Annotated in this window: 11 protein-coding genes; 1 reads left to right on the forward strand and 10 read right to left on the reverse strand. The window is 37.9% G+C overall.

All coding sequences use genetic code 11. The annotated features are described in order from the left end of the window. Positions 1 to 5: 5 nt before the first annotated feature. The 9 genes from GM418_RS20850 to GM418_RS20890 all read right to left on the reverse strand — a co-directional run bounded on the left by GM418_RS20850 (position 6) and on the right by GM418_RS20890 (position 10,433). A complete protein-coding gene (locus GM418_RS20850) occupies positions 6 to 2,333 on the reverse strand; it encodes a GH92 family glycosyl hydrolase (protein ID WP_158869164.1) in 2,328 nt (775 codons plus the stop codon). 129 nt (positions 2,334 to 2,462) lie between these two features. Next, a complete protein-coding gene (locus GM418_RS20855) occupies positions 2,463 to 3,590 on the reverse strand; it encodes a class-III pyridoxal-phosphate-dependent aminotransferase (protein WP_158869165.1) in 1,128 nt (375 codons plus the stop codon). Between the two features lie 20 nt (positions 3,591 to 3,610). Continuing rightward, the gene (locus GM418_RS20860; RefSeq protein ID WP_158869166.1) at positions 3,611 to 4,366 is read right to left on the reverse strand and encodes a LytR/AlgR family response regulator transcription factor; all 756 of its coding nucleotides are present in this window, start codon (positions 4,364 to 4,366) and stop codon (positions 3,611 to 3,613) included. Next, complete coding sequence (locus tag GM418_RS20865) at positions 4,363 to 5,436, reverse strand: sensor histidine kinase (RefSeq protein ID WP_158869167.1); 1,074 nt, start codon at positions 5,434 to 5,436, stop codon at positions 4,363 to 4,365. The genes GM418_RS20860 and GM418_RS20865 overlap by 4 nt, the downstream gene beginning before the upstream one ends. 124 nt (positions 5,437 to 5,560) lie before the next feature. Continuing rightward, positions 5,561 to 6,193, reverse strand: a complete 633-nt coding sequence (locus tag GM418_RS31705) for a hypothetical protein (protein WP_246222755.1) — start codon at positions 6,191 to 6,193, stop codon at positions 5,561 to 5,563. Positions 6,194 to 6,422: 229 nt separating this feature from the next. Continuing rightward, positions 6,423 to 7,193: a hypothetical protein gene (locus GM418_RS20875; RefSeq protein ID WP_217447545.1), complete on the reverse strand. Its 771-nt coding sequence runs from the start codon at positions 7,191 to 7,193 to the stop codon at positions 6,423 to 6,425. A 17-nt stretch (positions 7,194 to 7,210) separates the two neighbouring features. Then, the gene (locus GM418_RS20880; protein WP_158869168.1) at positions 7,211 to 7,627 is read right to left on the reverse strand and encodes a PAS domain-containing protein; all 417 of its coding nucleotides are present in this window, start codon (positions 7,625 to 7,627) and stop codon (positions 7,211 to 7,213) included. 148 nt (positions 7,628 to 7,775) lie between these two features. Further along, complete coding sequence (locus GM418_RS20885; protein ID WP_158869169.1) at positions 7,776 to 8,537, reverse strand: DUF4197 domain-containing protein; 762 nt, start codon at positions 8,535 to 8,537, stop codon at positions 7,776 to 7,778. A gap of 57 nt (positions 8,538 to 8,594) precedes the next feature. Then, entirely contained in the window at positions 8,595 to 10,433 is a 1,839-nt protein-coding gene (locus tag GM418_RS20890; protein ID WP_158869170.1) for a YgiQ family radical SAM protein, read from the reverse strand. Between the two features lie 235 nt (positions 10,434 to 10,668). On the opposite strand from GM418_RS20890, the gene GM418_RS20895 reads away from it, so the two are divergent. After that, on the forward strand, positions 10,669 to 12,459 hold the full coding sequence (locus tag GM418_RS20895) for a GNAT family N-acyltransferase (protein ID WP_158869171.1): 1,791 nt from the start codon (positions 10,669 to 10,671) through the stop codon (positions 12,457 to 12,459). A gap of 24 nt (positions 12,460 to 12,483) precedes the next feature. On the opposite strand, the gene GM418_RS20900 is transcribed toward GM418_RS20895, so the two are convergent. After that, complete coding sequence (locus GM418_RS20900) at positions 12,484 to 14,100, reverse strand: ABC-F family ATP-binding cassette domain-containing protein (RefSeq protein ID WP_158869172.1); 1,617 nt, start codon at positions 14,098 to 14,100, stop codon at positions 12,484 to 12,486. Positions 14,101 to 14,133 lie beyond the last annotated feature (33 nt).

Raw genomic sequence — 14,133 nt, forward strand, 5'->3', positions numbered from 1 at the left:
GAATTCTATTTTGCCGGTGTATTTGTCATATAAAATTTAATTTCTCCGCCGTTCATAATGTCGCTGTGTTTTAAAGTGAGTCCATCGATTTCTTTTCCGTTGATTTCTACTTTTTCAACATACACATTTTCAGGGCTTTGATTTTTAGTATTGATTACCAACGTTTTTCCATTATCTAAATAAAGGTTCGCTTTTTTTACCATGGGGCTGCCTATGGAATATTCGTCGGAACCGGGCAAAACGGGATAAAAGCCAAGCGAGCTAAATATATACCAGGCACTCATTTGGCCGGCGTCATCGTTGCCACACAAACCGTCTTCCTTGCTGCTGTACATGGTTTTCATAATCATTCGAACACGTTCCTGTGTTTTCCATGGTTGGCCGGTCCAGTTGTATAGATAAGGGATATGGTGTCCCGGTTCATTTCCATGAACGTAATTCCCAATAATACCGTCTCTGGTAATATCTTCGTTATTTTCGATATATTTTTCTGCAATTTCAGTCGTAAATATTTTGTCCAGCGACTGGGCGAATTTTTCTTTTCCCCCCATCATTTCAATCATTGTATCAATTTCGTGTGGAACATATAAACCATAATTCCATGCATTTCCTTCAATAAAACCCTGACCATGTGTATCCATCGGATCGAAATTTTTGCGCCATTCACCATTTCTGAGTTTTGGCCGCATAAAACCAATTTCTTTATCGTAAATATTTTTAAAGTTTTCAGAACGTTTTAAGTATTGGTTATACACTTCTGTTTTGCCAAGTTTTTGAGCTATCTGTGCGATGCACCAATCGTTATAAGCATACTCCAATGTTAAAGAAACTGAATAGGCGCTTTTTTCTTCTGATACATAACCGTTCCTTATAAATTCATCGATCCCGTTAAAATAACCCACATTTGAAGTGCTTATACACGCATCAAGGGTTTTATTAAGGTCGGCATCTGTATTTCCTTTTGCAACAGCATCGGCTATAACTGAAACAGCATGGTAACCAATCATACACCAGTTTTCGTTGCCATAATGACTCCAAATCGGTAACATGTGGTGCACACTTTGCTCCTGATGGGCCAGCATCGATTTAACCATGTCGTTATTTTTTTGTGGATGAAAGATATTAAAAAGCGGATGCAGTGCCCGGTAAGTATCCCATAATGAAAATATGGTGTAATTTGTAAAACCTTCACTTTGGTGAATATTTTGGTCGAGTCCCAGGTATTGGCCATCCACATCTTCGTAGATAATAGGGCTTAACATGCTGTGGTACATGGCGGTATAGAACGTTTGTTTTTCTTCCGGAGTTGAAGTTTTCACTTGCACTTTTGCAAGTTCTCTGTTCCATTTTTGCCGCGTTTCTTCTTTTATCTGTTTAAAATTCCAGCCCGGTATTTCAGCTCTGAGGTTTTTTATTGCTCCTTCGGTGCTCACTGATGAAAGAGCAAATTTTATTTTTATTTTTTCGTCTTTTTGAGTTTTAAAATTGAAATATGCACGAATATTTCGGCCTGCCATTTCCGGGAAATTCTCCTCTTCTTCAAACCGACGGTAAAATCCGTTGTAGCTGAGTTTGTCGTACTTCTTATGTCCGTAGGTCTCAAAAGGTTTTGAAAAAGCCATTGCAAAATAAACTTTCCGATTTCGTGCCCATCCCTTGGTTTGCCTAAATCCGGTTACCAGAGAGTCGTTTTCAACGCGGATAAAAGTCCACACATTTTTTTCATCGTAATTATAAATGTTGTAGACCAAATCGAGAATAATGTGGGCATCCTCTGACGCCGGAAATGAGTATTGATGAAATCCCACACGGTCGCTGGCCGTTAGTTCTGCTTTGATATCATAATCTTCAAGATGGACTTTGTAATAGCCCGGTTCTGCTGTTTCTGTCTCATGTGAGAATTGTGAATGATAACCACTTCCCGGCTTGTTGGCTTCACCCGGATTAAGAATGAGATCACCTGTTGTTGGCATCACCAGAAAATCACCCAGGTCGGAGTGGCCAACTCCGCTAAAATGCGTATGAGCAAAACCAAAAATAGTATGGTCGTCGTATTGATAACCTGAGCAGTAGCGGTATGTTTCTCCGTTATATTCTCCATCAATAGAGTAAGGCTCTATATTGGTTTCCGGGCTTAACTGAACCATTCCAAACGGAGTTGTAGTCCCGGGGTAGGTATGGCCCATATTTTTTGTGCCAACCATAGGATTGACAAATTGAGCTAAATCCGGAATTGGCAAATTTTCTTTTGGGTTTTGTATTTTTTGATTTGGTTTTTGACAGGAAAATAAAACAATTGTGCCAATGGTCGCAAACAGCAGCAGTTTCTTCATTTCAATAATTTGTTTTTGGTTTTTATAAAAACATTTGTTTTCAAGGGTAGGAATACAAAAGTAGCATTTTTGAAAATGCGTGAAAATATAAAAATTAAAAGATATTGTAACGGCTTGTGAAACAATTTACTATTTCAATAACTGTAATGTCTCTTTAATACTTTTTATCAGTTGATTAACGTCTTTCTGGGGTAATGTGAGTGGTGGCATAAAACGAAGTGTATTAAATTTGTTTCCCGTAACAAAACCATTATCAAAAAGCTGACTGTGGATTTTTTCTGAGTTTATCTCTTTTTGAGATTCCAACGCCAGCATCATTCCTCGTGCCCTGATTTCCTTTATTGTACCGGAATGATTTTTAGCCACTTTTTCCAGTTCTTTTTTGAAAAATACTCCGGTGAGGGCTCCTTTTTCAACATGGTTTTCTTCTTCCATTATTCTGAAAACTTCCAACGCAACCGCACAACCCAGCGGATCGTTTTGGTGCGACTGTGCATAACAGAAAGGAGCATCATCAAATTCTTTTGCTATCTCTTTCGAAACAGAAACTGCACTAACAGGGTATCCGTTACCCAATGCTTTTCCTGTAGTTACCATGTCGGGGAGAACATTGTAATGCTGAAATCCAAACCATTTCCCGGTGCGTCCCATTCCGGTGGTTACTTCATTTGCGATAACAATTACACCATTTTGTTTTGCTTGCTTTTCCAGTTTTTGGATAAATTGAAAATCAGGAAATTTAATAATTCCCAGCGATGCGCCTCCGGTTTCTATTACAAGTGCTGCAATTTGACTGAAATCGATATTTTGAATTGCATAACTATTGTTAAAAGGAATAACGATTAAATTGTTGTTTTTTTGTGAATTTTGCCCGTCTCCGTAAGCACTGAGGTATGAAATATCTGTCGTAAGAATTTTATCCCGGCCTGTAATTTGTTTGGCCAAAGTAATGGCAAGGTTTACAGCTTCAGATCCCGAACTTAGAAATACACTTTTCCCGTTTTTTAATTCGGTTTTTTGTGCTATTTTTTCTGAAAGGTTTTCAGCCTGCCTGTTTCTGAAAAGATATCCCTGGTGAATTGATTTTTTTAATTGGTTTTTTATTACATGGTTAATTTTTGGATGATTGTGCCCCAGATTTGCGCACCAAACACCCGATTCAAAATCGATGTATTTTTTTCCTTCAGTATCATATAAATAGCAATCTTCTGATTTTTCGAGGTATTTTTCAAAAGGGGTATAAAACGGAATTATCATAGGAACAAATTTTTAAACATCTATTTATCCAGCCATTTTTTAAAAACAGGAGACCGATCGACACTTACCACGGTTTCAATCTCGTCTTCCACCGGCGGTTTCAGTTTTAGTTTTATCCGGCTTCGCGACCAGGCTGTCATGTTTTCAATGGCATTCAAATTGACGATATATTTCCTGTTGATGCGAAAAAACTGATTTGGATTGAGTTGCGTTTCCAGTTTGTCGAGACTAAATTCAACAGGGTAAGATTGGCCATCGAATGTTTTTATAAAGACGTTTTTTCCTATGGCATTGAACCAGGCAATTGCGGCAGTTTCTACCATCCTTATTTTTTGACCGATTTGAATGATAAAACGTTTTTTGAATTCCGGCTGAGTACCTTTTATTTCAGATAACAAACTTTCGAAGTCGATAGTAAAGGCGGATTTTACCGATTTGTATTTTTGAAGACTAAGGGTCAAATCTTCCTTTCGAATTGGCTTTAACAAATAGGCGATACTATTCAGTTCAAAAGCTTTTATCGAATACTGGTCGTAAGCAGTTGTAAAAATAACGGGCGTGTTGACCTGAACCTGTTCAAAAATACTAAAACTTATTCCGTCAGAGAGCTGGATGTCCAGAAAAATCAGATCGGCCTGGTTTTTTGAAAACCACTTTACTGATTCTTTTACAGAGCCTAAATTAGCTGCAATTGAAAAGTCGGGGGCGATTTCTTCCAGCATTTTTCCAAGCCGTTCGGCAGCCACTGTTTCATCTTCAACTATAACTACTCTCATATTTCTTCTGGTTTTATCAAGGGTAGTTCTACTTCATAGAAGTTGGTTTTAACCATAAATTTTGGAGTCTGTTCGCTTATCATTGCATAACGTTTTATCATATTTTTTTGTCCCAATCCGGTAGAACCTCCGGATGAGATTTTGGGTTGCAAGTTGTTCCGCACTACCAGCCATTTATCTTTGACACAAAGTTCTATTTTTAATGGATTTGAAGTGTTGACAATGTTGTGTTTAATAGCATTTTCAATGGTTACCTGCAGCGATAGTGGCGGTAAATACGTTTTTAAAAATTCACCCGGCAAATCAACATCAAGATATAATGAATTGTCGTAACGCATTTGCTGAAGAGAAATATACGAGCGGATAAATTTTAATTCTTCGTTAAGCGACACAACCGGTTTTTCAATAGTTTCCAGAACATAGCGGTAAATCATTGAAAACTCATCGATAAATCGTTGGGCTTTTTTTACATCTTTATCAATTAATCCGGAAAGAACATTTAAGCTGTTAAACATAAAATGCGGATTGATCTGACTTTTTAATACTTCAAATTTGATTTGCGAGAGTTCTCTTTCAAGGTTTTCGGCTTTTATTTTTGAACGGTTACTTTCATTAAAATAAAGCCAGGCTTCGAGAGAAATCATCATCAAAATGTTTACTCCAACTGTAATTAACGCGTTATAAAAAAGAATTGAATTTAAATCGTCGTTGGTAAACGGGCTTACTGCATTTGAAATTAATGTAACAAAAATTGAAATGAAAACGGCCAGAAGAAACGCAAACAGAAACTGAACCGTTATTCGCAAAAAGATTTTTTTGTGCCATGACAATTTTTTGTTCAAAAAATGAATAAGGAACAAATTGGGATAAGCCAACATAAAACCGCCAACAAGACTGAGAAGCGAGCCAAAGGAAAGGCGGATTAAAAAATGTGTTGCACCTTCAATTATTGCATAACCCGAATAGTGATTGTATAAAATGATAACCAATTGGACTCCGACAGAAATTCCCAGCAAAAAGTTAAGAAGTTTTCGAAAAGGGAAAAGTTGATTTACAGTTGTAAAGCTCATGCCGGAATTTGATTTCTTAATAAGAGTAAAAATAGAAAATTATACCATTTTGTATCAAACAATAAAAGTAATATTTGGAAAGATGCAGCCTTGAAAATGGTTTTCCAGGACTGCATGATAAAGTCTAAAAAATGCCATATTTTATGGATATGCCTACATTAAATTGTTCAAATATGTCGTCGGCAGTTTCAATAAGTTCTACAGGCGATGTGTCGCGGTAACTTCCTTGTACACCCAACCACCAGTTTCCGGCCAACCGGAACATAAATTCTGCCGCAAGTTCATTGGCAGCAAAACGTTCCTGATCAATAATTTCTTCATACCACAATTTGTTTTCTTTGAACTCTTTGTTGTAAACATATTGTGCAAGTCCCATTCCGGTTGTCCAAGAGAAAGAAAGTTTTGCTTTGTCTTTTAAAGGAACAATGTACTCGAGAAACAAACCGGAATAACCGGCCTCCAATCGGTAAGTTCCGTTCGCAACCAGCCGATCGAGATTTTTATCGTAATTCAGAGCACTTCCCGCGAAACCGATTCCCCAGTGTTGGTTAAAAACCAAACCAGCTTTGTAGCCCAACCAGTTTGCAGAATTATCCATAACCGTTGAATAGGTTCCGGATACGCTGCCATACAGACCAATGGTGTTGGTTCTCTTTTTTCCCTCGTAACTCCAGATGTAGTTTTTCTTTTCCTGTGCCAGGCTTGTTAAACACAGTAATCCGGATAATACAATTGTTAGCCATACTTTTGTTTTCATTGTTTAATTGTTTTTTGAGTTTTTAATTATTTTTCAATGATTCAAAAGTAGAGTGCTTTCTTGCCTGAAGAAAATAAAAGGGAGCGAACGCGAAAAAAGAGGGAGTGAGTGTGAAAACAAAAAGGAAGGGTGTCTTGCCGGCGGAAGGTCTTTGCTTGATTTGTTGAGATAGTTCTATCTCAACTGGAAAAGTTGTACACTTAATTGTTTGGCGAAAATTTGCTGTTCTTTATCCTTTTATCTCTTCATCAATTATTTCCAGAATGGCATCCAGTTCCTCCATTAACGGATTGTAGTGAGTTGATTCTGTAGCACGGGTTGTAAGAATAAATATAAGAATGTTATTTTCAAATTCCTTGGAATTCAGGAGATTCAGGTTGCTATTGTTATTTTTTCCAGGTGGTAACCCTAATTCTTTACCGGATACATCTGTTAAATCAAAGATAGTCCTGATGCTGTTGGATTCTTTTCGAAACATATCGAGGACTTTCTCCCTTTGAATACCAAGGTCGTTCTCCTGTTTGGCGATATCTTCCAGTGTCGAAATCCAGGTTGTCAGGTATGTTTTAAGTATGGGATTTGAAATGTCTTTTAAGCTTCCCGAATTTATCATTTCATTCAGAAGCGAATTATTAGGGTTGAAAGCAATGTCGAAAGCAAAAGTGTTGTAAAGCAATTCTGAAAATTCACTTTCATCCGGTTGTTTATTTTTATCGGATATATATTCAACGATCTTTTTTGCACCTTCAAAATTACTATAGTTTACCTCAATAAGTCTCTGTAGTTTTGATTTGCTGGTTTGAAATTCATTTTTTAATCCAATGAGGTATACCTGTTCTTTTTCTCTTATAATTCGTTTTTGATTGCTGTTATTAATGGCAAGTGCAATTAAAATTCCGATAACCACAAGAATGATTTCTCCAAATGCGTAGAGCAGGTAATTACTGATTTTTTTTTCAGTGATTAACTTTTGTCTGATTCTTCGAAAAAATTTAATCATTACCTGCTACAACCCGTTTAGTGCTTGCGTGTGCGATCTTCAATTACTACCAAACGATATTTATCTCCGTGCATTACCACCCGGTGTGTATCGATGTGCAGGTGTTTGGTTACAATTTTATTGTTGATGTAAAATTCCCGAATTAGCGCCACTTCTGAAAGATTACCGCCGGAAAGCAATTCGCGCATCTGGCATTTTTTACAGAAATTGCTTTCGCGGGTAACAGCGGTTCCCCGTTGTGTACATCCCATTATTTCGCAAAACTCGTGGTCAATAATATCACCTTTGTCGCTTTTTGTAAGCTTTTGAAAAGATTTGTTAAAATATTTGACTTTAAAGTCGTGGTCGGTTAAAAAAATGGCTTGCGGATGGTGCTCAATCAGTTGGTTTACCAGGTCGTTTGCCTCTTCAATTCGTACAAATTCAAGTCGCATGGCAGTAATTATTTAATGAGTTAATTTTTTGCCTGAATGAAAACCTACATCAGTTAATTCATCTTTGGCAATTGGAAATTAACAATAAAAATTAAAATTTTCAATGGAACATGTTTTAGAATCTAAAAATATTTTCAACAGTTTGAGTTTAGCTGTTAACTGAACCAAATACACGTTTTAAAATATCAGTGACCCTTGCAGCCGGATCTTCCCGGATTAATTTCTCCTGGTTTTCTATTTTTAGAAATAGTCCATCGAGTGCTTTTTGTGTCAGGTATTCATCTAAATCGATTTCAACGGGTTTAAAGCCGGCAACTTTTCCAACCATTGAATTTGCAACTTCATTCCATTTTCCGGTAAGCAAATCCCAGCTTTGTCCTGTCGATACATTTCCAACCAGTTTTTTGTCTACTGAAGCCTTTATTTTTGGACGGTACAAAGCAAAAAGCTGATTGTAAGTCGTATTGTGTAAATATTGTGTTGCGGCATTGTCGGCTCCTCTCAGTATCCCAATAGCATCGGTAATGGTCATACTTTTTATACTGTTTATAAAAATGGGTTTGGCTTCTGAAACTGCGTCTTCTGCCGCTCTGTTAATTCGCAACAAAACATCTTCAACCAATTTTTGGCCTCCCGGAATTTTGCTGACGTTGTCTACAATCATATCGGCTTCAGGCGGTAGTAAAATTTTTACCATTTCATCTTTGTAGTAGCCATCGGTAAGCCCTAAAATATCTACCGATTTGTTTGTTCCAACAACAAGTGCTTCTTTTAGCCCGGCAACAATCTCGGTCCGGGTTAACGATTGCCCCTGGCTTTCTTCAAGTGTTTGTTGTGCAATTTGTGCCAGTTCGGCACAAGCTGTAAAAAGGAATAGAAATGTAAAGGGTAAAATTTTAATAATTTTCATTTTGAAAGTTTTTTGAAATCTTTTTCAATATACAACGAATTTTTCAGGAGGAGTGATTTATTTTTTGAACAATTGCTTGACCAAATCATTGCGTCCCTTTTTTCCGAGGTCCTTTTTGATCGAATTTTTAAATTCGTTTTTATACCAAAAGAAAAATTGCCGCTGGTTTTCCTTGTCATGTTTATTTTTGGCAGTAAAAATTTTTTCCATGGTGTACGGATGGTAGCCCGAGTAATAAACAACTGTTGCCAGAGTCATTGGCGTGGGGGTAAAATCCTGAACTTGTTCCAGTCTGAAATTCATCTTTTTTGTTCGAATAGCCAAATCAGCCATGTCTTCTGATTTGCTTCCAGGATGGCTTGAAATAAAATAGGGAACTAACTGCTGGTTTAGTTTTTCTTCCTTGTTTATTTTAATGAATTCATCATTTAATTTTTCAAACAATTGAAATGAAGGCTTTCGCATAAATTTTAATACTTCGTCCGACGAATGCTCCGGCGCCACTTTTAACCGGCCCGAAACATGGTGTTTTATAACTTCCCGCAAATATTCCTTGTTGCTTTTGTCTGTTTCTTTGTTCCCGGTTTTTTCCAATATCATATCGTAGCGAATTCCACTTCCCACAAATGCCTTTTTTATTTTTGGATTTTGTCGCACCTTTTTGTATAAATCAAGCATGGGTTTATGGCTGGTGTCGAGGTTTTTACAAATGGAAGGGAAAATACACGACGGTCGTTTACACTTCCTGCAAATTTCTTCATGGATTCCTTTCATTTTGTACATATTGGCAGAGGGACCTCCCAAATCAGAAATGTAGCCTTTAAAATCAGGCATTTCTGTAACCTTTTCAACTTCTTTTAAAACCGATTTTTGTGAACGGCTGGCGATAAATTTTCCCTGATGTGCCGAAATGGTGCAAAATGTACATCCGCCAAAGCAACCACGGTGAATGTTTATCGAATGCCGGATCATTTCATAAGCCGGAATCGTTTCTTTGTTGTTGTAACGCGGGTGGGGGAGTCGGGTGTATGGCAGGTCGTAAACCCGATCAATTTCTTTTTCTTTGAAAGTAGGCCATGGCGGATTTACCACAATTTTGCGGTTATCAACTTTCTGAATCAGTTTTTTGGCCTCCATTTTATTCGATTCTTCCTCGATATGCATAAAATTCCGGGCAAATGTTTTCCGGTCGGCCAAACATTCTTCGTGTGACGCCAATTCCAACTCATCCCAGTTCTTTTTCGTAGCATAGTTTTTCCTGGCATCAACTATAAATGAGGTTTGCGGAATGGTAGTCAGGTTTTCAACCGGTACTCCTCTTTTTACCAAACGGGCAAATTCAATAATCGATTTTTCACCCATTCCGTAAAAAAGCATGTCAGCCTTCGAATCCACCAAAATGGAAGGCATCAGCTTATCCGACCAGTAATCGTAGTGTGTAACCCTTCGCAGCGATGCTTCAATCCCTCCGACCACGAGCGGGATTTCAGGATAAAGTTTTTTTAGAATATTGGAATAAATAATGGTCGCATAATCGGGCCGGTACCCTGATCTTCCGCCTGGTGTATAGGCATCGTTGCTTCTTTTCCGCTTTCCGGCGGTATAATGATTAACCATCGAATCCATGTTTCCACCGGTTACCGCAAAAAAAAGTCTTGGTTTCCCCAGTTTTTTGAAATCACGCAGATCGTCTTTCCAATTGGGTTGCGGAATCACCGCTACCCGAAGTCCTTCCGCTTCAAGAACGCGTCCGATTACGGCTGCTCCAAATGAAGGATGATCAATATATGCATCTCCCGTAAAAAGTATCACATCGATATCGCTCCATCCAAGTTGTTTTACCTCTTTCTTCGATGTGGGCAACCATTGGTTGCTATTTGTTTGAATATTGGTCATACAAGTTTGTTTTTCATTCTAACAAATAAATCAGTGTTTTGATGAAAAAATATGGAAATCATTCATTTTTTAGAAAATATTACAAAACTATTTGTGTATTTATTTGATATCCAGCAAAAATAATATTTGCGGTCAAAGAAGAAGTGTGTTTTGCTGTGATAAAAAATAAAAATTGAAAAAACATTCTATTTTTGTACCTTTATTTCGGTTGGCTTTAATCGTAATGCAGCAATAAATGGAATTATTAAAACCTAAGGACATTTTTAAAACACGTCCTGCATTTACTCTACTCGGAGGTGAATATTTTGCCAAATTTCTGATGTATATTCTCCGTTTCAACAAACTAAATAAAATTTACAGCCAGATAGCTGAAAAACATGGACTCGAATTTATAGACGAGGTGATTAAAAGCTTCGAGTTTAATATTGAGTTTGATGAACAGGAATTAAAAAGGATCCCTCAAAAGGGTCCGGTAGTCGTGGTTTCCAATCACCCGTTTGGAGGACTTGACGGGCTGATTTTGATAAAATATCTTTCAATGGTCAGAAGCGATGTAAAGGTTATCGCCAACTTTTTGCTGGAGAAAATTGAACCGGTTTCCAACTATTTTATTGCTGATAATCCATTTGATAAAAACAATACAGAAAATGGTTTTGCCGGAATAAAACAGGCCATATCGCATTTAAAAAACGAAGGGGTTTTGTGTTTATTTCCGGCCGGCGATGTAAGTACTTACGGTACTTTCGACAGCGCCACCGATCAGGTTTGGCAGTTTCCGGTGGTTAAATTTGTAAAAAAGGCGAGAGTGCCGGTTATTCCTGTACATTTTCAGGGAACAAACAGCCGCCTTTTTCATATTCTGGCAAAAATACACCCTTCGCTCCGGCAGGTAAGGCTTCCTTCCGAACTGCTCAGCAAAAAGCATAAAAACATTAAAATCCGGATAGGAAGTCCGATAAAGGTTGAAGAGCAGGATCGATTCGACGATGTGTACCAGTTCGGGCGTTTTGTCCGGGCAAAAACATACAGTATGGAATCGAATATTGAAGTCAGGCGATTCTTTAATTATTCAATGAAACCATCCTCGAAACCTGAGGCCATTATTGACCCCGTTCCGCAGGAAGAAATTTTAAAGGAAATTCAAAAAATAAAACAGGATTACACACTGTTTAATCTCAAAAATTATACAGCATACTGTGCTCCTTCAAAAGAAATTCCAAATATTTTGAATGAAATTGGCCGGCTTCGTGAAATTACTTTTCGCGATGTGGGTGAGGGAACAAATCAGAGCATTGATATTGATGAGTTTGATTTGTACTACAACCAAATGTTTATCTGGGATGAAGACGAACAACGCCTGGTTGGTGCGTACCGGATTGGTTTAGGCAAAGACATCCTTACACAATACGGGAAGCGTGGCTTTTATTTACATACTCTTTTTCGGATTGATGAGGAGTTTAAAACTGTTTTGAGTGAAAGCCTCGAACTTGGACGTTCGTTTGTGATTAAAGAATACCAGCGAAAACCTATGCCGCTGTTCTTGCTTTGGAAAGGGATTCTTTACTTTTTGCTAAAAAACCCGGAGTACCGCTATTTGATCGGTCCGGTGAGTATTAGTAATAATTATTCAAAAATTTCGAAAGACCTGATTATTAAATTTATCATGTCGAACCATCTGAACTGGAAAATGGCGCAACACATAAAACCGAGGAACAGTTACAAATTTAAAAGTAACAATCCGGATATTAATATTTTGATGGAGAATATGGAGCGTGATATCAACCGCCTGGATAAAACCATCGGCGATTTGGATGAAACGAATTCCGGGTTACCGGTTCTTTTGAAGAAGTATATCAAGCTGAATTCGAAAATCATAGGTTTTAACGTCGATCCAAAATTTAATAACTGTCTTGACGGATTGATTGTTCTGGATGTTTATGATGTGCCAAAGAATACCATCGAGTCACTTTCAAAAGAAGCCAACGACGGCTCCATTCTTGAACGTTTTTACAGCAACAGGGAATAGCTTCTTACAGCAACTCTGCCATAATTATTCAGCATACATTTTTTCCCTCAGTTCATGAATTTTTCCGTCTGAAATATAATCGTCGTAATCCATTAATTTGTCAATAATTCCATTGGGAGTCAATTCAATAATCCGGTTACAAACGGTTTGAATAAACTCGTGGTCGTGCGACGACATAAAAATATTACCGGGATATTTAATCAGGTTATTGTTAAAAGCCTGAATGGATTCCAGGTCGAGGTGGTTGGTTGGCGTGTCTAAAATGAGTGCGTTGGCACCTTCAAGCATCATTTTTGCGATGATACAACGTATTTTTTCACCTCCGGAAAGTACATTCACTTTTTTATAGATTTCTTCTCCTGCAAAAAGCATTTTTCCCAGTTGCCCGCGGATAAAAACTTCAGTAGTGTCGTTTGTAAATTGGCAAAGCCAGTCAAACAGCGTCATGTCACTGTTGAAATAGTCTGAATTATCAAGTGGTAAATAGGCAGTAGTGATGGTTTGTCCCCACTGATAAGTTCCTGTATCAGGCTTCTTATTCCCGCTAATAATTTCAAAAAAGGCGGTCATCGCCCGTGTATCTCTTGAGAGAAAAACAATCTTTTCATCTTTTTCAGCCTTAAAATCGACATCTTTAAAAAGTAGTTTTCCATCAACGCTGGCACTCAGTCCGTTTACTTCCAGAATTTGGTTTCCTGCCTGACGATCCGGAGTAAAGATTATTCCCGGATACCTGCGTGTTGATGGCTCAATATCTTCAATATTAAGTTTTTCCAACATTTTTTTGCGGCTTGTGGTTTGTTTTGATTTGGCCACATTGGCACTAAAACGCGAAATAAATTCCTGTAGTTCTTTCTTTTTCTCTTCTGCCTTTTTATTTTGAATTTTTTGTTGCCGTAATGCTAACTGACTGCTTTCGTACCAGAAACTGTAATTTCCGGCAAACAGTTTTATTTTTCCGTAATCAATGTCAACCGTGTGCGTGCTAATCGCGTCGAGAAAGTGTCGGTCGTGAGAAACTACCAACACTGTGTTTTCGTAATTCGACAAATAATTTTCAAGCCATTGAACAGTTTCCAGGTCAAGGTCGTTGGTTGGCTCATCAAGTAACAAATTATCAGGATTTCCAAAAAGCGCCTGTGCCAGCAACACCCTTACTTTTTGTTTTCCGTCCATGTCTTTCATCAGGGTGTAGTGGAATTTTTCCTTTATGCCCAGGTTGCTAAGCAACGTTGCTGCATCGTTTTCAGCATTCCATCCTCCCATGTTTCCAAAAGTTTCTTCCAGTTCAGCGGCTTTCATACCGTCTTCCTCTGAAAAATCGGGTTTGTTGTACAGGGCGTCTTTTTCCTGCATTAAATCCCACATTTGAGTGTGTCCTTTTAATACGGTGTTGAGTACGGTAAACTCGTCAAATGCGAAGTGGTCCTGGCTTAATACCGAAAGTCGTTCGCCTGGTCCGAGTGAAATGTTTCCCGAGGTAGCGTTAATTTCGCCCGAAATGGCTTTCAAAAAAGTAGATTTGCCGGCTCCGTTGGCTCCAATAACGCCGTAGCAGTTTCCCGCAGTAAATTTCAAATTAACATCCTGAAATAAAACGCGTTTCCCAAACTGAATTTTCAAATTTGCTACTGTAATCATACCTTAAATGTGTTTTCTAAACTGTTTTCTTCT

It is taken from the genome of Maribellus comscasis, from assembly GCF_009762775.1.
Lineage (GTDB): Bacteria > Bacteroidota > Bacteroidia > Bacteroidales > Prolixibacteraceae > Draconibacterium > Draconibacterium comscasis.

Bases quoted from the DNA above. Each gene is read 5' to 3' on its own strand.
- GM418_RS20850 (WP_158869164.1), bottom strand. From the start codon at position 2,333: ATGAAGAAACTGCTGCTGTTTGCGACCATTGGCACAATTGTTTTATTT.
- GM418_RS20855 (WP_158869165.1), bottom strand. From the start codon at position 3,590: ATGATAATTCCGTTTTATACCCCTTTTGAAAAATACCTCGAAAAATCA.
- GM418_RS20860 (WP_158869166.1), bottom strand. From the start codon at position 4,366: ATGAGAGTAGTTATAGTTGAAGATGAAACAGTGGCTGCCGAACGGCTT.
- GM418_RS20865 (WP_158869167.1), bottom strand. From the start codon at position 5,436: ATGAGCTTTACAACTGTAAATCAACTTTTCCCTTTTCGAAAACTTCTT.
- GM418_RS31705 (WP_246222755.1), bottom strand. From the start codon at position 6,193: ATGAAAACAAAAGTATGGCTAACAATTGTATTATCCGGATTACTGTGT.
- GM418_RS20875 (WP_217447545.1), bottom strand. From the start codon at position 7,193: ATGATTAAATTTTTTCGAAGAATCAGACAAAAGTTAATCACTGAAAAA.
- GM418_RS20880 (WP_158869168.1), bottom strand. From the start codon at position 7,627: ATGCGACTTGAATTTGTACGAATTGAAGAGGCAAACGACCTGGTAAAC.
- GM418_RS20885 (WP_158869169.1), bottom strand. From the start codon at position 8,537: ATGAAAATTATTAAAATTTTACCCTTTACATTTCTATTCCTTTTTACA.
- GM418_RS20890 (WP_158869170.1), bottom strand. From the start codon at position 10,433: ATGACCAATATTCAAACAAATAGCAACCAATGGTTGCCCACATCGAAG.
- GM418_RS20895 (WP_158869171.1), top strand. From the start codon at position 10,669: ATGGAATTATTAAAACCTAAGGACATTTTTAAAACACGTCCTGCATTT.
- GM418_RS20900 (WP_158869172.1), bottom strand. From the start codon at position 14,100: ATGATTACAGTAGCAAATTTGAAAATTCAGTTTGGGAAACGCGTTTTA.